The following is a 23,068-nucleotide window of genomic DNA, read 5'->3' as shown; positions in this document are numbered from 1 at the left end:
GGTGGGAGACGAAAAATGGTTAAGAAAAACGAAAAACGGGGATTGGGCCGCGGGCTTTCAGCCCTTATGGCGGATATTAATGAACCAACCGCTGTGCAAGAAGTCACTCCGGATGGACCGCGCAGCAGCGAGCGGATGGTTCCGATTACCAAAGTTCACGCCAACCCCGACCAGCCGCGCCGTACTTTTGATCACGTAGAGCTGCGAGATCTGGCCAAATCTATTTTGGCCAAAGGTATTATCCAGCCGTTGATTGTGCGCCCTGATCCGAATTTGGATGGGGAATTTCAAATTGTCGCCGGTGAACGCCGTTGGCGCGCCGCTCAGACTGCCAAAGTTGACGAGGTTCCTGTTGTCATCCGCGAGATGGATGATCTGGAAGTTCTGGAAATTGCTATTATTGAGAACATCCAACGGGCCGACCTTAATCCAGTGGACGAGGCTTATGGCTATCATCAACTGATGGAAAAATTTGGCCACACGCAGGAAAAACTGTCAGAGGCATTGGGTAAAAGCCGCAGTTATCTGGCGAACTCTATGCGTTTGTTGAATTTGCCAAGTGGTGTTCAAGACATGCTGGTGGATGGTCGGTTGACGGCTGGGCACGCGCGGGCACTTGTTCCAGCGGAAAATGCTTTGGCTTTGGCCCGTCAGGTTGTTGAAAAAGGGCTTTCTGTTCGCCAGACAGAAGCCTTGCTGAAAAAGGGTGAAAATCCGCCAAAACCACGGGCCCCTAAAGTTGATAAAGACAGTGATACCATTTCGTTAGAAGCCGATCTTACAGCAAATATCGGGATGGCGGTTAGTATTGACCATAAGGCGGGTACAGAAGGCGGCGCGCTTACGATCAAATACAAATCCTTTGATGATCTGGATGCGCTGTGCCAGTTGCTGTCGGCTACGCGCTCGGCCGGCTCCAGATAAAAATCAACACGCAGAAAAGAACAACAATTTGGGCGGCAAAAGCCCAAGTTGGGACGTCCAACAGGTAAGTCACAACAGGGCTGGCCAGAATGCAGGCGGTCGCAGCGATCTTTGCAGGCATCCGAATTGCCCCGTTTTCTTGCCAGTCTTTAATCGGTGGGCCGAAGCGGGGATGATTAACCAGCCATTTGTACGCGCGATCGGAAGAGCGGGCAAAGCAGAATGCGGCGAGCAGCAGAAATGGAACTGTCGGCAATAGGGGAAGCACCACGCCGATAAGTCCTGCGGCGACGCTTAGGAGACCAAATACAAACCATAGGCTGCGCATCAGTTGTGTCCTTGCGCGAGAAGTTTTCCGAGAATGGCGTTCAGAACCATCTTACCGCGTGTGGTTGTTTGTAGGTTCGGTCCTGTTTGGATTAAGAAGCCGTCTGCTATCAAGGAATTCATCGCGCCCAAATCAACGCGATTCTTTGAAATCCTATCTGCACGCTCCAAATCGCATCCTTCAGCCAAACGTAGTGACATCATCACATATTCTGCGGCTTGATCTGTTGCGGAAATTCTTTCTGCATCGCGGCTGGCGGAACCTTCGGTCTGAACTGCTGCCAACCAGCCTTCGGGTTGTAGTGGCGTGTCCGTTGCAACGCGGTGTCCATCCAGTGTAAGGCGACCATGGGCGCCGGGGCCAATACCAGCGTAATCGCCGTAGCGCCAATAGATAAGATTGTGTTTACATTCTGAACCCGCGCGGGCGTGATTTGACACCTCGTAGGCGCTCAAACCTTTTTGCCCACAGATGTCTTGGGTCAGATCGTAGAGGTCAGCGGATAGATCATCGTTCGGCAACCCACGTAAACGATTGCGGGCGAAAAGATCGCCAAAGCGGGTGCCTTGTTCGATTGTTAGTTGGTACAGTGATAGGTGATCGACGGCCATGTCGATGGCTTGGGTCAATTCCGCACGCCAATCCTCCAGCGTTTGGTTCTGACGGGCATAGATCAGGTCAAAGCTGACGTTGTTAAAGTTTTTCTTGGCGATATCAAACGCTTGTCTGGCTTCTGCAACGCTGTGCATCCGACCCAAGGCACGCAGGTCTGTATCGTTCATCGCTTGAATCCCCATAGAGATTCGATTGACGCCTGCCTCTGCAAAGCCCCTAAACCGACCCGCCTCAACCGAGGTAGGGTTTGCTTCTAGGGTAATTTCTGCATTCGGGGAAAGAGTCCAATTCTGCGCAATAGCCTGCAAAATAGTGTCTACTGTTTCAGGCAACATAAGGCTCGGTGTGCCGCCGCCAAAGAAAATTGTGTCTACGGTGCGGGTTGGGGTTCTTGCCGCTGTGCTTTCAATTTCAGCCACAAAGGCTTTGGCCCAAGCGGCTTGATCAACCGCTTGGCGCACATGGGAATTGAAATCGCAGTAGGGGCATTTTGCGGCGCAAAACGGCCAGTGGACATAGACGCCGAAGCCGGCAGTTTTCCAGTCTTCAGCCGTCAAGGCATCCTGCTTTCAGCTTTTTAAAAGCAACGGCGCGGTGGCTCATGGCGTGTTTTTGCGCCGGATCCATTTCGCCAAAAGTTTCAGTGTGGCCATCGGGGACAAAAATCGGGTCAAACCCGAAGCCCTGATCGCCGCGCATGGGCCATGAAATGCAGCCCTCAACGGTGCCTTCTACCACCTCGTCGTGACCGTCAGGCCAGGCGATGCACAGCGTTGCGCAAAAGCGGGCGGTGCGGGGCTCGGCAGCTTGCTTTTCTTCCAGCAGGGTCCAGACTTTTGTCATCGCCATGGGGAAATCACGACCGTTCGGGGTTTCGGCCCAATCCGCGGTGTACACGCCTGGTTGCTTATCCAAAGCATCCACCTGAATGCCGCTGTCATCCGATAGGGCAGGTAGGCCAGCGGCTTGCGCAGCAAAATGTGCTTTGATCCGCGCGTTGCCAGCGAATGTGGTTTCGGTTTCTTCGGGTTCGGTCAGCCCCAGATCGCCAGCAGAAACCACCTCAATGCCGTAAGGTTCCAGCATTACCGCGATTTCGCGCAATTTCCCCGCGTTATGAGACGCGAGGACAATTTTCTTTTCTACCAGTTTGCGCATCAGATCAGGCAATCGCGGCTTTTTGCGCGGCAACCAATTCACCAACGCCTTTTTCCGCCAGATCCAGCAGGGAATTGAATTCATCGCGGCTGAAGGTTGCGCCTTCGGCAGAGCTTTGGATTTCGATCAAACCACCTGCGCCGGTCATGACAAAATTGGCGTCTGTTCCGGCTTCGCTGTCTTCGGCGTAGTCCAGATCAAGCACGGGCTGGCCAGCGTAGATGCCACAGGAAATCGCGGCAACGTGGTCTGTCAGCGGGTCTTCTTTGATGTCGCCTGCTTTCAGCAGCTTGTTTACAGCCAGACGCAGTGCGATCCAGCCGCCAGTGATGGATGCGCAACGGGTGCCACCATCGGCTTGGATAACGTCACAGTCGATGGTGATTTGGCGTTCACCCAAGGCAACACGGTCGACGCCTGCGCGCAAGGAACGCCCGATCAATCGTTGAATTTCCTGTGTGCGGCCTGATTGCTTGCCAGCGGTGGCTTCGCGACGGTTGCGGGTTGTTGTGGCGCGGGGCAGCATGCCGTATTCCGCAGTGACCCAGCCCAAGCCAGAACCTTTGATCCAAGGCGGCACGCGCCCTTCAAGGGACGCTGTGCACAGCACATGGGTGTCGCCGCATTTGATCAGGCAAGAGCCCTCGGCGTGTTTTGTGACGTTGGTTTCAATGACGATATCGCGCATTGTGTCTGTGGTTCTGCCGGATGGGCGCATGTCTATAGTCCTTTTGCGTTTGGCGCGGTAATATCTGTTTCAGACATAGGGCGCAAACCCCGATTGACCAAGCGGGACAGAGTTCCTACCTATAGTCTGCTCCGATAAACTGGACCTGTACCGTGACAAACCCTGTTTCGCATCCCCTTGATATCCTGAACGCGCGCAGCCGCGAAGTGTTCCGCTTGCTTGTTGAATCCTATCTGGAAACGGGCGAGCCTGTGGGGTCGCGCACCTTAACCCGCAGTATGGCCGAACCTGTGTCTGCTGCAACGATCCGCAACGTGATGCAGGATCTGGAATTTCTGGGTCTGTTGAACAGCCCGCATGTGTCTGCGGGTCGTATTCCCACCCATGTGGGGCTGCGCCTGTTTGTGGATGGGCTGCTGGAGGTGGGCGATCTGTCCACGGATGAGCGGCGTACCATTGATGCTTCGATGCACCGCGAGTCCGAGGATTTGACCACTGCGCTCGATCGGGCAGGGTCTTTGCTTTCGGGTCTAACCCACAGCGCAAGTGTCGTTTTGGCCCCCAAAACCGAAGCGCCGATCAAACATATCGAATTCGTGTCCCTGTCACCGGATAAGGCGTTGGTGGTTCTGGTGATGGCCGACGGTCAGGTGGAAAACCGCATCTTTACCCCGCCTCTGGGTCAAACCCCGTCGGCCATGCGCGAGGCGGCAAATTTCCTGAATGCGGTTTTGGCAGGGCACACGGTTAGCGATTTGAAATCCGTGGTAGAGAAGGAAATAACCCACCGCCGTCAAGAGTTGGACACATTGGCGCAAAAGCTGATTCAGGCGGGGGTTGCGGTTTGGGCTGATGAAAGCAACGGCGGGCCGGATCGCCTGATCGTGCGCGGGCGTTCGAATCTGCTGGGCGATACATCAAACGAGGGCGACCTTGATCGGATCAAAAGCCTGTTCGATGATCTGGAACGCAAGCAAGATATCGCCCAATTTCTGGACCTGACCGAACAAGGCGAAGGTGTCCGCATTTTTATTGGCTCAGAGAACAAACTTTTTTCACTTTCGGGGTCGAGTCTTGTGGTTTCACCCTATATGAACGCTGATCGAAAGGTCATTGGTGCGGTCGGTGTGATCGGGCCAACGCGGCTAAATTATGGTAAGATTGTCCCAATCGTTGACTACACGGCACAACTTGTCAGCCGCATGATGTCGAACAGAAACTGAATGGCGAAGAGCATGGCTAAAAAACACGAAGATTTAAATGTATCGTTGGATCGCTTCCTGGATGAGGACGAGTTTCCGCTGGACAAAATCGACGAGGAAGAAATCGAAGAGATCGACCTGACCGAAGAACCAGAAGAGGTTGATCCGATTGAACTGCTGCAGGCCGAAATTGCGCAGTTGAAAGACCGTTTGATGCGCTCGCTTGCGGATACCGAAAACATGCGCAAACGTGCCGAACGGGATCGCCGCGACGCGGAACAATATGGCGGGCAAAAACTGGCGCGGGATTTGTTGTCGGTGAATGACAATATGAAACGGGCGTTGGAAACCATCACCGAAGAACAGCGTGAGGCTAACAAAGGTCTGATCGACGGGATCGAATTGACCCAGCGCGAATTGTTGTCGGCCTTTGCCAGCCACAAAATCGTGCCTATTTCCCCTGCCGTGGGCGATAAGTTCGATCCGAACCTGCACCAAGCCATGTTCGAAGCCCCGTTCCCCGACGTTCAGGCAGGTCACATCCTGCAAGTCATGAACGAAGGCTTTATGATCGCAGATCGTCTGCTGCGCCCTGCACAGGTGGGCGTGTCTTCTGGCGGCGGGAACTGATCCCATGAAACAAGGTGTGCGCGCGATGCCAATTCTGCCTGCCAGTGATTTGGCGGCAGCCGTGGCGTTTTACACAGCCAAGCTGGGGTTTGAACTGGCAGGTCAGTGGAAAAACGACGACGGCACACCGAATTTTGCAATTGTTCAGCTTGGGGGCGTGACCCTCGGGCTGGCAGCTTCTGATCGGGTTGGGTCGGGCGATGACTGGGCGGCCTATGTCTATGTCGAAGATATTGACGCTTTTACCGATCAAATCCTCGGGCGCGGGGTTAAGGTTCTGCGCGGCCCCGAAGACAGCTTTTACCACTGCAAAGAGCTGGAAACTGCTGACCCTCACGGCAACCGCCTGTGTTTTGCACAAGACCTGAAGCCGGGGGCGGATGGCCCGGGTCTATGACCCAAGCGTTTCTTTAAGCTGGTAAATCAGGGCAAGCGCCTGTTTCGGGGACAGGTCATCTGGCAAAACCTCTGCCAGTAAATCCTCGACCTTTGACTGTTTCACGGGGGGCGGCGGTGCTTGCGGGGTGATTGCAAACAACGGTAGATCCTCGAACAGGGTTTTGGCTTTATTCCCGTCCTCGCGGTCGCCCTTTTCAAGCGCCTCAAGCACCACACGGGCCCGTTCAACCACACTGGCAGGTAGCCCAGCCAGTTGGGCCACCTGCACCCCGTAGCTGCGATCTGCGGCGCCTTGTTTGACCTCATGCAGAAAGATGATGTCGCCTTCCCATTCGCGCACGGCAATGGTGGCATTCAACAGGTGATCCAGCTTTGAAGACAGCTGGGTAAGTTCATGATAATGCGTGGCAAACAGTGCACGACACTGGTTGCCTTCGTGCAGATGTTCCAGCGTGGCCCAAGCAATGGACAGGCCGTCATAGGTGGCCGTGCCGCGCCCGATTTCATCCAGAATAACCAGTGCATTTTGATCCGCCTGGTTCAGAATTGCTGCGGTTTCAACCATTTCGACCATAAACGTAGAACGCCCCCGCGCCAGATCATCTGACGCGCCCACACGGGAAAACAACTGTGAAACAAGCCCGATTTGCGCTGATGTTGCCGGAACAAAAGACCCCATTTGCGCCAGAATAGCGATCAGCGCGTTTTGTCGTAGAAACGTGGATTTACCCGCCATGTTCGGGCCTGTCAGAAGCCACAGACGTTTGGTATCTTGCCCGTCGGTCAGGTCACAATCATTGGCCACAAAACTGCCGCTGGCCTGTTTACGCAGGGCGGCATCGACCACAGGATGGCGTCCACCCAGAATTTTAAAGCTGCGATCGTCCGATACCGCTGGACGGGTCCAATCCTCGGTTATGGACAGCTCCGCCAGGGCGGATTGCAAGTCCAATTCGGCAATTGCTTTGGCTGCCTGTCCGATTTCTGCGCCACGTGAAACAATTGTCGATGACAACTCGGCGTAGACTTCCTGTTCGATTTCCAGCGCCCGCCCACCAGCGTTCAGGATTTTGGTTTCCAGTTCCGAAAGTTCCAGCGTGGTAAACCGCACCGCATTTGCCGTGGTTTGACGGTGGATAAACGTGTCCGACAGGGGCGCGGCGAGCATCTTGGCAGCATGGGTTGCAGGGGTTTCTATGAAATACCCCAAGACGTTGTTATGTTTGATCTTTAATGCTGAAACCTCTGCCTGATCGGCATAGTTTTTTTGCAATCCCAGCACCACTTTGCGCCCCTCATCGCGCAGGGTGCGGGCCTCATCCAGATCAGTGCGATAGCCTTGCGCCGTGAACCCACCGTCCCGCGCTTGCAGGGGGGGCTCTGCGACCAAGCGATCATTCAGATATGTGATGATATCCTCATGGCCCGCCAAGGAATGCCGTGCTTCGCTGATCAACTCGGGGCTATCCTGCCCCTCAATCAGCGCAAAAATCGTCTGCGCTGCGGTCAAACCATCGCGAATGGCAGCCACATCGCGGGGGCCTGCGCGGTCCAAGGATAACCGTGTTAAGGCGCGATCCATGTCAGGGGTTTTGCGTAATGTGCTGCGTAGATCGTTCTTAACCTGTTGGTTTTCAACGAAATATGAAACAGCATCCAGCCGCTTGCGGACTGTTGCCAAATGCCGTGAAGGGTTGTTCAGCCGCGTTTCCAGCAGCCGCGCGCCAGAGCCTGTGATCGTGCGATCAATCACCGACAGTAACGCCCCAGCACGATCACCGCTGATAGTGCGGGTCAGTTCCAGATTGCGCCGCGTGGCCGCATCAATCCGCATGGAAGTGTCAGAGGATTCAGCAACGGGCGGCTTTAGCAGGGGCAGTTTACCCTTTTGCGTGATGTGCAAGTAATCCACAATTGCACCCATTGCAGCCAGTTCGGCGCGGGCGAATGTGCCAAAAGCATCCAGTGATTTCACGGCAAACAGGGCTTGCAGCCGATCCACCGCAGCAGTGCTGTCAAAACTGGCCCGCGATAATTCCGTCACCGCCGCGCCGGTTTCTTCAATTGTTTCACGCAACCAACTGTCAGGACTGTCGCCCACCAAAACCTCGCGCGGGGCAAGACGGGCGAGTAAGGGCGATAGACCAACACTCGGGCAGGATTGCACGTGAAAGTCACCGGTTGAAACATCCACCCATGCCACAGCCGAAGCATCGCGGATGCTGGCAAAGGCGCATAGATAATTATGCTGGCGGGCGTTCAACAAACTGTCTTCGGTCAACGTGCCCGGCGTGACCAGCCGGACCACACCCCGTTTCACCACAGATTTATTGCCGCGCTTTTTCGCTTCGGCGGGATTTTCAAGTTGTTCACAAACGCCAACCCGAAACCCTTTGCGGATCAGGGTTAACAGATAGTTTTCAGAAGCATGCACCGGAACGCCGCACATGGGGATGTCCTGCCCCTGATGTTTGCCCCGTTTGGTCAGGGCAATGTCCAGCGCTTCGGATGCCATCACCGCATCGTCAAAAAACATCTCATAGAAATCGCCCATGCGATAGAACAGCAGGGCATCTGGATATTCAGATTTAATTTCCAGAAATTGCGCCATCATCGGCGTAACTGCGCCAGCTTCCGTTGCCACGGTCCTGCTCTCCCACTTCGATTTTGGCGAAGATACCGAAGGGGGCGAATAAGGAAAAGGGGAAATGGGCAGCCTTGGGGGTGCGCTGTGGTGTCGATCAGTGCCCCGTAGGTCGACCAGAAAGGCTCAGCGCGACGAGAGAGCATAAAAAAAGCGGCCCAAATGGATGATTTGGACCGCTTAAATATTATTTTATCGTTTTATATTAGGGTGTTAGCCCTTCATTCCATCCCAAAACGTTTTGACTTTGCCAAAGAAATTAGTGCTCTCTGGGCTGTTGTCTTCGGACAGTTTTTCAAATTCCCGCAGCAATTCTTTCTGTTTTGATGTCAGATTCACCGGAGTTTCCACAGCCAGTTCCAAAAACAGATCGCCCGACAGGTTAGAGCGCAGCGCAGGCATGCCTTTGCCTTTCAGCCGCATCTGTTTGGACGATTGCGACCCCGCAGGTACTTTGACCCGCGATTTGCCGCCGTCGATGGTTGGCACTTCGATTTCACCGCCCAAGGTCGCGGTCGTCATGCTGACGGGGACGCGACAGAACAGGTTTGATCCTTCCCGCTCAAAGATCGGGTGATCCGACACTTCGATAAAGATGTAGAGATCGCCGGTTGGTCCACCGCGCATCCCGGCTTCACCCTCGCCAGCTAGGCGAATGCGGGTGCCGGTTTCAACGCCAGCCGGAATATTCACCCCAAGCGAACGTTCCCGTTGTTGACGGCCAGAGCCGGAACAGGAATTGCACGGGTTGGTTATGATCTGGCCCCGTCCCGAACAGGTCGGGCAGGTGCGTTCAACGGTAAAGAACCCTTGTTGCGCGCGGACTTTGCCCATGCCCGAACAGGTTGGGCAGGTGGATGGTTCTGCACCGCCTTCGGCGCCGGACCCTTCGCAGGTGTCACAGGCAACCGAACTGGTTACAGAAACGTTTTGCTGCTTGCCGGTGAAGGCTTCTTCGAGAGAGATGTTCAGGTTGTAGCGCAGGTCAGACCCGCGGGTTGCCCGCTGTCCACCGCCGCGTCGTCCACCGCCGCCCATGAAATCGCCGAAAAGATCGTCGAACACATCGGAAAAGGCCGAGCCGAAATCAGCGCCGCCGCCCGGATGGAAACCACCACCGCGTCCTGCGCTGGCCCCCATGCCACCTTCAAAAGCGGCGTGGCCGTAGCGATCGTAGGCGGCTTTTTTATCGCCGTCTTTCAGAACGTCATAGGCTTCGTTAACTTCTTTGAATTGTGCTTCTGCGTCGGGGTCGTCTTTATTGCGGTCCGGGTGCAGCTCCATCGCTTTTTTACGATAGGCCTTTTTCAATTCTTGTTCGGACGCGCCTTTGGAAACACCCAGCAGGTCGTAGTAATCACGCTTTGCCATGTCGCCTCCGCGTTAACGAGGGCCGAGGGCGATTGCCCTCAGCCGCACGTTTGGCTTTCGGTTTATGAATTAACGGTCTTTTTTACCCAGATCTTCGAAATCTGCGTCGACAATGTCATCATCTACCGGCTTTGGTTCGTCTTCGTTGCCGTAACCGCCATCTGAATCACCGGACGGGCCGTTCTCTTCGGCTTGCGCCTTGTAGATAGCTTCGCCGAGTTTCATGGCTGCTTCGGTCAGATCCTGCGCACGCGCCTGAATAGAGGAGGCATTCTCGGTTTCCAGCGTTTCTTTCAGCGCTTTGATCGACAGTTCGATCACTTCGATGGTGGATGGATCCACTTTATCGCCGTGCTCTTCTACCGATTTTTCAGTGCTGTGAATCAAGCTTTCAGCTTGGTTCTTCGCTTCGACCAGTTCTTTACGCTCTTTATCCGCTTCGGCGTTTTCTTCCGCGTCACGAACCATTTTTTCGATGTCGTCATCAGACAGACCACCGGATGCCTGAATGGTGATCTTATGCTCTTTGTTGGTGCCTTTGTCTTTGGCAGACACGGACACGATACCGTTGGCATCAATATCAAAGGTCACTTCGATCTGTGGCAGACCCCGTGGCGCTGGCGGGATGTTTTCCAGATTGAACTGGCCCAGAATTTTATTGTCTGCGGCCATTTCGCGTTCCCCTTGGAACACGCGGATGGTTACAGCGTTCTGGTTATCCTCAGCAGTTGAGAAGATTTGCGACTTTTTCGTCGGGATCGTTGTGTTGCGGTCGATCAAACGGGTGAACACGCCGCCCAAAGTTTCGATCCCCAACGACAGAGGCGTCACGTCCAGCAGAACAACGTCTTTCACGTCGCCTTGCAGAACACCCGCCTGAATTGCCGCGCCAAGCGCCACAACTTCGTCAGGGTTCACACCTTTATGAGGCTCTTTACCGAAGAATTTAGTCACTTCTTCGATTACTTTTGGCATACGGGACATACCGCCAACCAGAACGATTTCGTCAATGTCGTCTTTGGACAGGCCAGCATCTTTCAACGCGTCCTGACAGGGTTTCATTGTACGTTTGATCAGATCGGCAACCAGTGATTCCAGTTTCGCACGGGTCAGTTTCATAACCATGTGCAAAGGCTGGCCGGATTTGCTGTCCATCGAAATAAACGGTTGGTTGATTTCGGTTTGCGAAGAAGACGACAGTTCGATCTTGGCTTTTTCAGCAGCTTCTTTCAGCCGTTGCAGCGCCATTTTGTCTTTGGTCAGATCAACGCCGTTTTCTTTTTTGAACTCAGCCGCAAGGTATTCAACGATGCGCATGTCAAAGTCTTCACCACCAAGGGCTGTGTCGCCGTTTGTGGATTTCACTTCGAACAGGCCTTCGTCGATTTCCAGAACAGAAACGTCGAATGTACCGCCGCCAAGGTCATAAACAGCGATGGTTTTGCCACCCTCTTTGTCCAGACCGTAAGCCAGCGCAGCCGCTGTAGGTTCGTTGATGATCCGCAGAACATCCAGACCGGCGATTTTACCAGCGTCTTTGGTGGCCTGACGTTGGGCATCGTTAAAGTAGGCCGGAACCGTGATAACCGCTTCGGTTACGGATTCACCAAGATAGCTCTCGGCGGTTTCTTTCATTTTACCAAGGATAAAGGCGGACACTTGGGAAGGAGAGTATTTTTCACCCTTCACTTCGACCCATGCGTCGCCATTACCGCCGTCTACAATGCTGTAGGGCAGGTGTTTTGCATCTTTTTTGATCGCAGGATCGTTTACGGAACGACCGATCAGACGTTTGATCGCGAACAGAGTGTTTTCCGGGTTTGTTACGGCCTGCCGTTTGGCGGCCTGACCGACCAGACGTTCGTCATCGGTGAAACCGACGATCGAAGGAGTGGTGCGTGCGCCTTCGGCGTTTTCCACGACTTTCGGTTGCGAACCATCCATGATTGCAACGCAGGAGTTTGTGGTCCCCAAATCAATACCAATTACTTTAGCCATCAGACTTCCTTTCTTGCGGCGATTATGGAACCTGGCCCGCATTCGGCGCCTTGGTTCCATCCCATTTTGTCGGCCCCTAACAGCAGGGGCGGCTTAGCATTGACGGTATATAGGTGTGTGAAAGCCTGTCTGCAAGCGTGTCGGTGCGGAAAATTGGTCAAGTCCCGTTTGTTTTCTTGGCTGTGGCTGCTGTGCATAATAGAAAGCGGGTATGGACCCTGTGAAACCGCTCAATCTGCGGGGATTTTTGATTTATAAATCCCTTTTATCGCCTGCTGAACAGGGTGTGATTCTGGATGATATTCGTGGGGTCATCAAGCAAGCCCCGCTATTTTCGCCCATTACAGCTTGGGGAAAACCCATGTCGGTGGGCATGTCTTCGGCGGGGCGGTATGGCTGGTATTCCGATCGCTCGGGCTATCGGTATGAACGCAAACATCCCAATGGCACGCCCTGGCCTGCGATCCCCCAATCCGTGATGCGTATCTGGTCGGCTGTTACCGATTGTGCCCGCGCGCCGGATTGCTGTCTGATTAACCATTACACCGAAAAAGCGCGGATGGGGCTGCATCAGGATAATGACGAGCAGGATTTCAGCTTTCCGGTGGTGTCTGTTTCGCTGGGGGATGAAGGTCTGTTTCGCATTGGCGGCACGGAGCGCAAGGATAAAACCGAAAGCATCTGGCTGTCCTCGGGGGATGTTTGTGTGATGGGCGGTTCTGCGCGGCTGGCGTATCACGGGATTGACCGCATCCGGTTTGGCAGTTCGGCTTTGCTGCGCAACAACGGTCGGATCAACCTGACTTTGCGGGTTGTGGATTAACTACTGCCGCCTACTCCAGCTTTCGGACACGGTATTCCGGCTAAAGTGTTCCAGCATCATGCCCACACAGATCAGCACCAAAGACAGGTAAATCGCGTAATCCAATGTTGTGTGATGGGCAGTGTAATTCACAAATGCCGCCCCACGGGATTGGTCGATGGTGTGAAACAGCGGGTTCCACGTGAAAAACACCAGCGTGCTGCTGGGCAGTTTGTTGGCCAGAAACATCTTGCCACTGAAAATCATATTGGCCCGTTTGTAAATTTGTTCGATAATTTTAATGGTAGAGGGCGCAAAAGGGCGCAGCGACAGGAAGATAATACCAATGGCAACGCCCGAAAACCAAGCTACGAAAAAGCACAGGGCAACCCGTCTGAGATTGTAAACCGTGAAGGGTTCGATCAGCACATTGGCCACAAAAGTGATCACCAGAACCGCCAGAATCTGAACGTAGAGCGAGGCCAGAGCCCCAGATACGATCATCATAAAGGTGGTCACAGGCGCATGTTGCAGCATCGGGTTTACCGGCCCGCCGCCACTAACCGCGCTGATCGCTTTGTTGTGGGTCATGTATAAAAACACACCCGTCAGCACGTATAAGATAAAACTGCCGCGCACAGCGACGCCGCGCAGGCCCAGAAAAGTGATCATCACATAAAAGAAGATCACGACCATCGCGGCCTGCAAAACCTCCATCAGCAGGGCCTGAACAGCATTGCCGTTGGATTTACGCACTTCACGCACTGTGGTGTGATACACCAGAGTAAAAAACTCAAAGCCACCCATGGCGACCCGTGAAAACGAAGAATTTTGAACGACGCTCATTCAGACTGCCTAAGAGTTGCGAGTTTTAAACACTGCTTGCTGTTTTTCGTTGATCGGACCATAAGGCTTCGGAATTAAATTCGCAAGAAATCGCTGTATTGGCGGCATCATAGGGGCATTATCATGAACAAATCGGAAATTTCTTCAGTCATTCGTAAACTTGCAATCGAAGCAGGTGAAAAAATCATGGAGATTTATGGCACCGACGATTTTCAGGTGAAATCCAAGTCTGACGAAAGCCCTGTAACGCTGGCAGATGAAACCGCTGATGCCCATATTTTTGCGGGTCTGCGCGCTGCATTCCCGGATGCGGCGATTGTGACCGAAGAACAATCTGACACCCATTCGGAATCGTCAGACACGTTTTTTATCGTTGATCCGCTGGATGGCACCAAAGAATTCATCAAGCGTCGCGGCGATTTCACTGTGAACATCGCCTATGTGGAAAAAGGCATCCCGACCATGGGCGTTGTCTATGCCCCTGCCAAAAAGCGGTTGTTTCTGACCGATGCGGAGGGTGTCTCGTTTGAAGAAATGGGTGATCACAAAGCAGATGTTGTGGGCGAAATGAAACCGATGTCCGTGTCAAAACCCGATGAATCCGCGTTGATTGTTGTGGCCTCGAAATCACACCTGACAGAAGAAACCAAAGATTACATCGCGAAATACAACGTTGCTGACAGCCGCAGTGCGGGGTCCTCGCTGAAGTTCTGTCTGGTGGCCACAGGCGAAGCCGATCTGTATCCCCGCGTTGGCCGCACCATGGAATGGGACACTGCTGCCGGTCAGGCTGTTCTGATGGGGGCCGGTGGGCATGTTGTGCGTTTTGACACTCATGAACCGCTGACCTACGGCAAACCAATCTTTGAAAACCCGTATTTTATCGCCTATGCTCCTGGAATAACGCTGCAAAAGGCCTGATCCATGTCCACGCTGATCGTCATTCCCGCCCGATATGCCTCGACCCGCTATCCCGGGAAACCGCTGGTAGAATTGCGCGGGGCGACGGGCGTGGCCAAAAGCCTGATCCGGCGCAGTTGGGATGCCGCGATGAAGGTACAGGGCGTGGACCGCGTGGTGGTTGCCACCGACGACGACCGCATCAAAGACGCCGCGCAAGCCTTTGGTGCCGAAGTGGTAATGACCTCATCCGCCGCACGAAACGGCACTGAACGCTGTGCCGAGGTGATTGCGCAATTGGGGGATGGCTTTGACATCGTTGCCAACCTGCAAGGCGACGCCCCGCTGACCCCGCCGTGGTTCGTGGAAAAACTGGTCGAGGGCCTGCAATCCGCGCCCACCGCCCATGTGGCCACCCCGATCCTGCGCTGTTCCACCGATGCTTTGGCCAGCTTCAAAGAAGACCGCAAGAATGACCGCGTTGGCGGGACCACGGTCGTCTTCGACAAAAACAAACGGGCGCTTTATTTTTCCAAAGAAGTCATCCCCTTCGCCCCAACACTTGATGTGCCTGTCTATCACCATGTGGGGGTCTACGCCTATCGCCCCGCATCCTTGCGCGACTATGCGGCCCTGCCCGAAGGCCCGCTGGAAAAACTGGAAGGTTTGGAACAATTGCGCTTTATGGAAAACGGTTTGACCGTGCAGTGCGTAGAGGTTGAAAACCCTGGCCAAGAGTTCTGGGAATTGAACAACCCCGAGGACGTCCCCCGCGTTGAAAAAATTCTGGTGCATTTGGGTCTGGAATGACCGATCTGCCCTCTGTCAGTCTGATCATCGTCAGCCGACAGCGGCAAACAGCGCTTTTGCGGGTCGCGGCATCGCTGCGGTTTCAATCCTATCAAAACTTTGAAGTCATAATCGTGTCAGACGCGCCGGACGGGGCGTTTCTGGCGGATATTCCCTATGCGCAGAACATGCTGCACCTGTCTTTTGACGAGCCGAATATTTCAGCCGCCCGCAACATCGGTTTGGCCCATGCGCAGGGCGAAATCGTTGCTTTTTGTGATGATGATGCGGTGCCTGATCCGAATTGGCTGACCGATTTGGTCCCGCCTTTCGCAGACCCAACAGTGGCAAGTGCGGGTGGTTTTGTGCGCGGGCGAAATGGCTTTAGCTTTCAATGGAAAGCGCTGTTGTGTGACAGTTCGGGCGAAGATTTTCCGCTGGCTGTTGATGAAAAAGCACCTTTTACGAAGATCGCTTACGACGGGTCAAAATTCGCCAAACTTCAGGGCACAAATTGCGCCTTTCGCCGGTCGTGCCTGACTGAAATCGGCGGGTTTGATGCGGGGTTCCGGTTCTTTCTGGATGAAACCGATGTGTGCCTCAGGCTCGCCCAAGCGGGGTATGCGGCGGCTTTTGTGCCCGCGGCACAGGTCCATCACGGGTTTGAACAAAGCGCCTTGCGGTCGGCATCTCGCGTGCCCAAGTCCCTTTTTGAAATCGGCGCCAGCAAGCGGCGGTTTTTGGAAAAACACTGCGCTGGGCAATCTTTCAAGCCTGTAAAGCGGCGTTTTTTTGCCGATCAAAAACACCGCCTGATCCGCCTGATGGTCGAAGGGCGCATTGAGCCAAATCAGGTTTCCGCACTGATGAAGACCCTTCACGACGGGTTTGATACCGCGCCACTGAAGGGGGTGGCTGAACCAGCCACCCCGATCAAACGGGGCTTTAACCCTTTGAAACATAACCCATTACCAACGGGTACAGCAATCGTAGGAAGCCTGCTGCTTGGCCGCAAAATGCTTCGCAAGGCAATCGAATTGTCCCGCGATGACCGGCCCGTGGTTCTGTTTCGGTTTTCCCACAGCGCGCTTTTTCACAAGCGCTTTTTTGACGGGCGGGGGTTTTGGGTGCAAACTGGCGGGGTGTTTGGCAAATCAAGCCGCAGGGATTCGCCTGTTCAAAACTGGACTTTCGCCCGCCGGACCCATAGAGAGATGGGCAGATTCTATGGGAATTTTAGGTTAACGGAAATTTTAATGCTTAAATTGTTTCGAAATTTGGCCATATTAAAACCAAAATGGCCAAGCAAAAATTAACCAAGATTTACTCAAAGTAGCTAGTGATGCTAAACGTACAGCAGATAAGTCAAAAGGGACAGACTGTGACTAAAAAGATAACAAAAGCGATTTTTCCGGTTGCTGGTCTCGGGACACGGTTCCTGCCAGCCACAAAAAGTATTCCAAAAGAAATCTTGTGTTTGGTCGATAAGCCGCTGATCCAATACGCCATCGACGAGGCCCGAGAGGCGGGTATTGAAGAGTTTATTTTTGTGACCTCGCGCGGTAAAGGCGCGCTTGAGGATTACTTTGACAGTGCGCCGCAGCTGGAACAGGCATTGCGGGCCAAGAACAAAGTCAAACTGCTTGATACGCTGATGAAATCCACCATGGACAGCGGTGAAATCGCCTATATCCGCCAACGCGAGGCATTGGGCCTGGGCCATGCGGTGTGGTGTGCCCGTCGTTTGATCGGTGACGAACCTTTTGCCGTGATCCTGACCGATGATGTGATCGCTTCAGAACGCCCCGTTTTGGCGCAAATGGTCGATGCCTACCAACAGACCGGCGGCAATATCGTTGCGGCTATGGAAGTGGCACCAAGCAAAGCCTCGGCCTACGGGTTGCTGGATATTAAAGAGGATATGGGTGCGCTAGTGTCGGTCAAAGGTATGGTTGAAAAGCCGGAACCCGAAGATGCGCCGTCTAACCTGGCTGTGATTGGGCGCTATATTCTGACGCCGGAAATTATGCGGAATCTGGAAACGCAGGAACGGGGCGCGGGGGGTGAAATCCAGCTCACTGACGCGATTGCTAAAGAGATTAGCAATTCCGACAACGTCTTTGGCTTCCGCTTTGAAGGCACTCGTTATGATTGCGGTTCCAAAGCTGGCTTCCTGCAAGCAACTGTCGCCTTTGGTCTAGCCCGTGGTGATTTGGGAACAGAGTTCCTTGAATACCTGATAGAGACGGTCGAATGCCGCCGCGCTGCACAATAAGAACCTGCATTGAAATGCGTCAAAGCCGGGGCCTGAACCGCCTCGGCTTTGCTGTATCTGGGCCTTGAACGTGGGGCGGTTTCTTATTGATATTACACGGTTTATCTCTCGGATTGGGCGTGGGCACCCTACGGGCATAGACCGTGTGGAAATCGAATACATTACAGAGGTCGCGCGGCTTGATTCAAGCAGTCTTGCGCTGGCGAAACTGGGGCAGGATTTCATTCTGCTTCCGGTTCGTAGTGTTGTGGCGGCGATCAACCAGCTTGAGCAGGGGCAGGTATTGGGGCGCTTGGGGCGGGCGGATTTCTTTCGCCTGAAACTGCCCCGCGCGCAACGTATGGCCCGTCAGTATTTTCGGTCTGCGGCGGTGCATTCCAACAAGGATATGCTGCTGCTTTTGGCGCAAATGGATCTGTCGCAAACCGAATATGTGAATGTGGGTCACAGTAATCTGACAGAGCCGGTGCTTAGCGCCCTTCGCGCTGCGGGTTGTACAAAAATCAGCGTTATGATTCACGATATGATCCCGCTGGATTACCCGCAATTTACCAAAGCAGGCATCCCCGATCAGTTCCGCCGCCGTATGATGGCGGTGGCAAAAAATGCGGATCGGGTGATCTGCAATTCCGCAGACACGCAGGCACGTGTGCGGGTGTATTTTTCAGAATGGGAATCGACTGCGCAAACCATCGTGGCCCATCTGGGCGTGGAACCCATGGCCCCGAAATCGCCCCCTGAAATTGATCTAAAATCCTTTGTGGTTCTGGGCACAATCGAGCCTAGAAAAAACCACGAAACCCTGTTTCAGGCATGGGAAAAACTGGCCGTTGGTCTGCCAGCCGAGCAGATGCCAAAACTGCATGTTGTGGGCAAGCGCGGTTGGAACAATCAACAGGTTTTTGACTTTCTGGACACATCGCCTTTGATGGGAAAACACATTTTTGAACACGCAGATCTTGGCGATGAAGCGCTGGCCAGCCTGATCGCCAACAGCGCCGCCCTTTTGTTCCCGAGTTTTGCCGAAGGTTTTGGTTTGCCCGCGCTGGAAGCGGCGCAATTGGGCGTTCCGGTGATCTGTTCCGACCTGCCAGTGTTTCACGAAATTCTTGGCGGTGCGGCAACCTATCTGCCGAATGACGATCCTGCGCGCTGGGCACAATCTGTCCAGAGTGTTGCAAATAGGACGATGGAATCGCCGTTTACACGCGAAATAACTGATTTTCCAGTAGAAATCCCAAGATGGCATTCACACTTTTGCCACGTTTTCGGGCATACTGAAGATAGGCAGAATGTAAACGAGTAGTAATTCAATGGGCTTGTGGAGCCGCTACAGATTGCGCGTAGAGCGTCGGCGCAGACGTATTCGCGCTTTGCGGAAACGCCGCGAATTGACTTGTGTGTTTGATCGAACCGGGCAAATTAGTCCGCGCGACATTCTGATTTTTTCCACCCTGCGCAACGAAAAACCGCGGCTGGCATACTTCCTGAAATACTATCGCGATCTAGGCGTTAACCACTTTTTCTTCGTAGATAATGACAGCACAGACGGCGGGCGGGAGTATCTGGCGGATCAGCCTGATGTGTCGATTTGGACAACCACGGCCTCTTACAAACGGTCCAAATTCGGGGTGGACTGGCTGAACGGGCTGAAAAGCAAATATGCCAATGGCCACTGGGTTCTGGTGGTGGATGTGGACGAACTGCTGGTCTATCCGTTTTGCGATACGCGGTCATTGCGGGCTTTGACGGATTGGCTGGATGCCAGTTCGATTAAATCTTTTGGAACCATGCTGTTAGACATGTACCCGCAGGGCAAAATTCAGCATGCCCGCATCCGCGAGGGGCGTGATCCGGTGAAAACAGCACCATATTTCGATGCGTCCAATTACTTCACCGAACGGAACAAAAAATACGGGAATTTGTGGATACAAGGCGGGCCACGGATGCGCAGTTTTTTCCGTGATAAGCCCGCTTTTGCCCCTGCATTGAACAAAACGCCTTTGGTGAAATGGTCCAAAGGTTATGTTTTTGTCAGCTCAACCCATACGCTTTTGCCGCGCGGTTTGAATCTGGTTTATGATGAATGGGGCGGGCAGAAACCCTGCGGCGTGCTGCTGCATACCAAGTTTATGAACACGTTTTCGGAAAAAGCCGAAGAAGAAATGAAGCGCAAACAGCATTATGCGGCCAGTCGGGAATACCGGACCTATTTGAAGCAAATGGACGGTGATTTGAAGCTGTGGACCGAACATTCCAGCGCCTATGAAAACTGGCAACAGTTGGAAAATTTGGGGCTGATGTCTCGTGGGAATTGGGTCTGATCATGCGCATCGGATTCGTTATTCTTGCCCATACCGACCTGTACCGCGTCGCCCAAATGGTGCGTCATTTGTCCCAGCAGGACTGTGCCGTGGCGATCCATATCGACAAAAAGGTCGAGCCGTCTGAATTTGAAGCCTTTCAAAATGATCTGGAAGGTGTTGAAAATATTGTGTTTTCAAAGCGGACCGCTTGCGAGTGGGGGGAGTTTTCGTTGGTGCAAGCCACATTGGATACCTCAGAAAGGCTGCTGAAAACATTTGAGGATGTGACCAACGTCTTGCTGATCAGCGGATCCTGCCTGCCGATCCGCCCCGTGAAACAATTGCGCCGCTTTCTAGAGCGGAACAGCAAGACCGATTATATTGAATCCGTGTCGGTTGAAAATAATTTCTGGGTAAAGGACGGTTTGAACGAGGAACGGTTTACGCTTTATTTCCCGTTTTCATGGCGCAGGCAGCGCCGGTCCTTTGACCGGCTGGTGGCGTTACAGCGGCGATTGCGGATTAAACGAAAAATTCCTGACCCGCTTGTGCCTCATATCGGGTCGCAGTGGTGGTGCCTGACGGCCAAGACCCTCCGTGCGATCATTAATGACCCGAAACGGCCCTATTATGACGCCTATTTCAACTGGTCGTGGATACCGGATGAAAGCTATTTCCAGACCCTTGCACGGCTGCATTCCAAGTCGATCGCGTCGCGGTCCCTGACGTTTTCCAAGTTTGACTACCTTGGAAAACCCTTTGTGTTTTACGATGACCACCTGAAAGAATTAACCCAATCCGATTGTTTTTGGGCACGCAAAATGTGGGTCGGTGCGGATCGGCTGTATGACACGCTGCTGGACCCGAAGCGCGCCAATCAATCCATGTCGCAGGCCAAACCGAAGGAGTTTGATGCCAAGTTTGAGGCGGCTGACAAGCAGCGCTGTGAGGGGGGCACGGGACGGTTTTTTCAGGGACGTTTCCCCTATGATCGCGCCGAACGGACGGGCGTTTCGCAGACACCTTACACGGTTTTTGTGGGGTTTAAGGGGCTTTACCAACACTTCCCCCAGTGGGTTCATGAATCAACAGATGCGCTGGCCTATGACAGTGTTTTTGCCCGTAGTCATGTAGCCAACCGCCAGCAAGCCGATGAATTTGCAGGGAATCTGCCAGCCGAACCGGTGATCCGCAATCGCAACCCCAAGGGCTATCTGGCCAATCTTTTGTGGCCCCACCGGGATCAGCATCAGTGTCTCTTATATGATTTCAGAGACAGCCCTAAAATCTTGAATACGCTGGCCCATGATCCGATGGCGCATATCGTTTTGATCCGCCATGCGTGGTTGCTGAACCTGTTGAATCGCCCCGCCAGTTTTGAAAATCAGGTGGTGAATGCAAAACGGTTTCATCGGATTGAGCAGAAGTTCTTGCAAGAGTTTGCCAAGCCAAAGGCTGTGGCGCACTTGCAGACCATCGCGCTGGAATTTGCGGTGCGCGAACCTGCCAAAGCGCTAGAGCAGGCAATCGCTCATATTCCACGGGGCGAAAATCATTCATTGAAACTTATGCCAGAGCGGGAAAATGTAGAAGGGCTGGATAATCTGGCCCGAAAGCTGCGCAATCACGGCTTGAAGATTGAATATGAATATCAGGCGCGACCCAAAAGTAAAAAACAAGACACGGCCTATGAAAAGCCGTATGTGGTGAAATAGATGGCAGGTTCTTTCAAATATTTTGTGTTGCTGGCGAATATGCGCACGGGGTCGAACCTGTTTGAGCAGAATATCCAGTTGTACGACGGGTTTTCCTGTCACGGAGAACTTTTTAATCCGCATTTTATCGGCTTTCCCAATGTCTCGGATGCTTTTGGGGTGAGTATGACGGAACGGGAAGTGAAGCCGCAAAAGCTGATCAACCGGATGGTGGCCAAGGAAACCGACACACTGCCGGGGTTCCGTCTGTTTTCCGATCACGATCACCGCGCGCTGGATCACGTGTTGAATGACCCGCACTGTGCCAAGATCGTTCTGACGCGCAATCCGCTGGACAGTTTCGTTTCTCATGCCATCGCCAAGGCCACCGATCAGTGGAAATTGACCGATGTCAGCAAGCGTAAACTGGCCAAGGTGCGGTTCGATTTTCTGGAATTCAAAGCCTATCTGACGCGGCTTCAGACCTATCTGTCACAGATTAAAGCAACCCTGCAAAAGACCGGACAGACGGCTTATCAGCTGGGTTTTGATGATCTGAATGACGTGGATATCTACAATGGTTTGGCGCGGTTTTTGGGGGCCGATGAGCAGCTAAAGCAGCTGGGCGACAAGATCGTGCGTCAGAACCCGGAAGGGCTGAAAGACAAGGTCGAAAACTACGCCGAGATGATTGACCAATTGCGCCAGCTGGATCTGCTGGACACCGATGCGGTTCCGGTGCTGGAACCTGTGCGCAACCCTGGGTCAAAGAACTTTGTAGCGGGGTCTGATGTGCCTTTGCTGTTCATGCCGATGGAGCGGGGCGAGTTGCCAGAGGTGGCCGATTGGTTGACCGCCCATCAAACCAGCGCCAAAGCGGTGCAGCGTGAAATGACCCAAAAGACCCTGAACGCCTGGCTGGCTGAAACCCCTGTGCGGCGGTCTTTCACCGTGATCCGTCACCCGCTGGAACGGGCGTATCAGGCGTTTTATGACCATATTTTCTGTTCTGACGACAAGATGTTCCCGTGGATTCGTACCGCGCTGGAAAACCACTACGGCGTCAGTCTGCCCGACAAGCGATCCACCAAAGAGCCGAACCGCACGGTGCTGGAAAACTCCGGTTATTCCGCCGAGGCCCACGGCCGCGCATTTTTGGGGTTTTTGCAGTTTCTGAAAGGCAACTTGCAGGGGCAGACGCGGGCGCGGGTGGATCAGTCTTGGGCCTCGCAGAATTCTATTTTGCAGGGCTACAATCGTCTGGCCTTTGCGGATGTGTTGATCCGGTATGAAACACTGGCCGAGGAATTGGCGCGGATTGAGCAGGATATGGGATTGGACCCGCAGCCTCTGCCCAAATCGGCGCAGACCGCCTATTGTTATGATCTGGCCGAAATCTACACCGAAGAAATGGAGACCCGCGCGCGGGACGTCTATGCGCGGGACTATCAGATGTTCGGGTTTGGGGATTGGGGCTGATCCCTGCCATTGGCGGGGAT

General features: G+C 53.7%; 21 protein-coding genes. 13 read left to right on the top strand and 8 right to left on the bottom strand.

Annotation, left to right across the window (positions count from 1 at the left end; genetic code table 11):
• Positions 1–15: 15 nt before the first annotated feature.
• The gene (locus tag GGE09_RS01430) at positions 16–924 is read left to right on the top strand and encodes a ParB/RepB/Spo0J family partition protein (RefSeq protein WP_309743123.1); all 909 of its coding nucleotides are present in this window, start codon (positions 16–18) and stop codon (positions 922–924) included.
• Here GGE09_RS01430 and GGE09_RS01425 read toward each other — a convergent pair.
• Genes GGE09_RS01425 through rph form a run of 4 tightly spaced genes read right to left on the bottom strand, consistent with a single transcriptional unit; the run spans position 899 to position 3,743 of the window.
• A complete protein-coding gene (locus GGE09_RS01425; protein ID WP_309743121.1) occupies positions 899–1,252 on the bottom strand; it encodes a YbaN family protein in 354 nt (117 codons plus the stop codon). The genes GGE09_RS01430 and GGE09_RS01425 overlap by 26 nt on opposite strands.
• Entirely contained in the window at positions 1,252–2,424 is a 1,173-nt protein-coding gene (gene hemW, locus GGE09_RS01420) for a radical SAM family heme chaperone HemW (RefSeq protein ID WP_309743119.1), read from the bottom strand. The genes GGE09_RS01425 and hemW overlap by 1 nt, the downstream gene beginning before the upstream one ends.
• Positions 2,414–3,025 carry an RdgB/HAM1 family non-canonical purine NTP pyrophosphatase gene (gene rdgB, locus GGE09_RS01415; RefSeq protein ID WP_309744805.1) on the bottom strand — a complete coding sequence of 204 codons (612 nt, stop codon included), beginning with the start codon at positions 3,023–3,025 and terminating at the stop codon, positions 2,414–2,416. Before rdgB ends, hemW begins: the two co-directional genes overlap by 11 nt.
• Positions 3,026–3,029: 4 nt before the next feature.
• On the bottom strand, positions 3,030–3,743 hold the full coding sequence (gene rph, locus GGE09_RS01410) for a ribonuclease PH (protein WP_309743117.1): 714 nt from the start codon (positions 3,741–3,743) through the stop codon (positions 3,030–3,032).
• A 122-nt stretch (positions 3,744–3,865) separates the two neighbouring features.
• On the opposite strand from rph, the gene hrcA reads away from it, so the two are divergent.
• From hrcA to GGE09_RS01395, 3 genes are read left to right on the top strand one after another with little or no spacing between them, the layout of a single operon-like run.
• Positions 3,866–4,936 (top strand): heat-inducible transcriptional repressor HrcA, encoded by a 1,071-nt coding sequence (gene hrcA, locus GGE09_RS01405; protein WP_309743115.1) that lies wholly within the window; start codon positions 3,866–3,868, stop codon positions 4,934–4,936.
• A gap of 12 nt (positions 4,937–4,948) precedes the next feature.
• Positions 4,949–5,545, top strand: a complete 597-nt coding sequence (gene grpE / locus GGE09_RS01400) for a nucleotide exchange factor GrpE (protein WP_309743113.1) — start codon at positions 4,949–4,951, stop codon at positions 5,543–5,545.
• A gap of 4 nt (positions 5,546–5,549) precedes the next feature.
• Entirely contained in the window at positions 5,550–5,942 is a 393-nt protein-coding gene (locus GGE09_RS01395; protein WP_309743111.1) for a glyoxalase superfamily protein, read from the top strand.
• Here the strand turns inward: GGE09_RS01395 and mutS are convergent.
• From mutS to dnaK, 3 genes are all read right to left on the bottom strand, one after another.
• On the bottom strand, positions 5,937–8,558 hold the full coding sequence (gene mutS, locus GGE09_RS01390) for a DNA mismatch repair protein MutS (RefSeq protein WP_309744803.1): 2,622 nt from the start codon (positions 8,556–8,558) through the stop codon (positions 5,937–5,939). The two genes, GGE09_RS01395 and mutS, sit on opposite strands and share 6 nt — an antisense overlap.
• 243 nt (positions 8,559–8,801) lie before the next feature.
• Positions 8,802–9,959: a molecular chaperone DnaJ gene (gene dnaJ, locus GGE09_RS01385; protein WP_309743109.1), complete on the bottom strand. Its 1,158-nt coding sequence runs from the start codon at positions 9,957–9,959 to the stop codon at positions 8,802–8,804.
• A 69-nt stretch (positions 9,960–10,028) separates the two neighbouring features.
• Positions 10,029–11,957 (bottom strand): molecular chaperone DnaK, encoded by a 1,929-nt coding sequence (dnaK, locus tag GGE09_RS01380; protein WP_309743107.1) that lies wholly within the window; start codon positions 11,955–11,957, stop codon positions 10,029–10,031.
• Positions 11,958–12,168: 211 nt separating this feature from the next.
• Between dnaK and GGE09_RS01375 the strand changes: the two genes are divergently transcribed.
• Entirely contained in the window at positions 12,169–12,780 is a 612-nt protein-coding gene (locus GGE09_RS01375; protein ID WP_309743105.1) for an alpha-ketoglutarate-dependent dioxygenase AlkB, read from the top strand.
• Here GGE09_RS01375 and GGE09_RS01370 read toward each other — a convergent pair whose 3' ends face one another.
• Entirely contained in the window at positions 12,781–13,605 is an 825-nt protein-coding gene (locus tag GGE09_RS01370) for an ABC transporter permease (RefSeq protein WP_309743103.1), read from the bottom strand.
• A 123-nt stretch (positions 13,606–13,728) separates the two neighbouring features.
• Between GGE09_RS01370 and cysQ the strand changes: the two genes are divergently transcribed.
• The 8 genes from cysQ to GGE09_RS01330 all read left to right on the top strand — a co-directional run bounded on the left by cysQ (position 13,729) and on the right by GGE09_RS01330 (position 23,048).
• Complete coding sequence (cysQ, locus tag GGE09_RS01365) at positions 13,729–14,526, top strand: 3'(2'),5'-bisphosphate nucleotidase CysQ (RefSeq protein ID WP_309743101.1); 798 nt, start codon at positions 13,729–13,731, stop codon at positions 14,524–14,526.
• A 3-nt stretch (positions 14,527–14,529) separates the two neighbouring features.
• The gene (locus tag GGE09_RS01360) at positions 14,530–15,315 is read left to right on the top strand and encodes a manno-octulosonate cytidylyltransferase (protein ID WP_309743099.1); all 786 of its coding nucleotides are present in this window, start codon (positions 14,530–14,532) and stop codon (positions 15,313–15,315) included.
• Positions 15,312–16,610: a glycosyltransferase gene (locus GGE09_RS01355; RefSeq protein WP_309743097.1), complete on the top strand. Its 1,299-nt coding sequence runs from the start codon at positions 15,312–15,314 to the stop codon at positions 16,608–16,610. Before GGE09_RS01360 ends, GGE09_RS01355 begins: the two co-directional genes overlap by 4 nt.
• 65 nt (positions 16,611–16,675) lie before the next feature.
• Complete coding sequence (gene galU / locus GGE09_RS01350) at positions 16,676–17,569, top strand: UTP--glucose-1-phosphate uridylyltransferase GalU (RefSeq protein WP_309743096.1); 894 nt, start codon at positions 16,676–16,678, stop codon at positions 17,567–17,569.
• 70 nt (positions 17,570–17,639) lie between these two features.
• Positions 17,640–18,875 (top strand): glycosyltransferase family 1 protein, encoded by a 1,236-nt coding sequence (locus tag GGE09_RS01345; RefSeq protein WP_309743093.1) that lies wholly within the window; start codon positions 17,640–17,642, stop codon positions 18,873–18,875.
• A gap of 7 nt (positions 18,876–18,882) precedes the next feature.
• A complete protein-coding gene (locus GGE09_RS01340) occupies positions 18,883–19,893 on the top strand; it encodes a glycosyltransferase family 2 protein (RefSeq protein ID WP_309743091.1) in 1,011 nt (336 codons plus the stop codon).
• A 2-nt stretch (positions 19,894–19,895) separates the two neighbouring features.
• Positions 19,896–21,590, top strand: coding sequence for a beta-1,6-N-acetylglucosaminyltransferase (locus GGE09_RS01335; protein WP_309743089.1), 1,695 nt, complete (start codon positions 19,896–19,898; stop codon positions 21,588–21,590).
• A complete protein-coding gene (locus tag GGE09_RS01330) occupies positions 21,591–23,048 on the top strand; it encodes a sulfotransferase family 2 domain-containing protein (protein WP_309743086.1) in 1,458 nt (485 codons plus the stop codon).
• Positions 23,049–23,068 lie beyond the last annotated feature (20 nt).

The sequence above is a fragment of the Roseobacter sp. N2S genome, assembly GCF_031454055.1.
Lineage (GTDB): Bacteria > Pseudomonadota > Alphaproteobacteria > Rhodobacterales > Rhodobacteraceae > Amylibacter.
The sequence above is the reverse complement of the archived record's forward strand: the minus strand, read 5'-3'. Positions and strand labels throughout refer to the sequence as shown.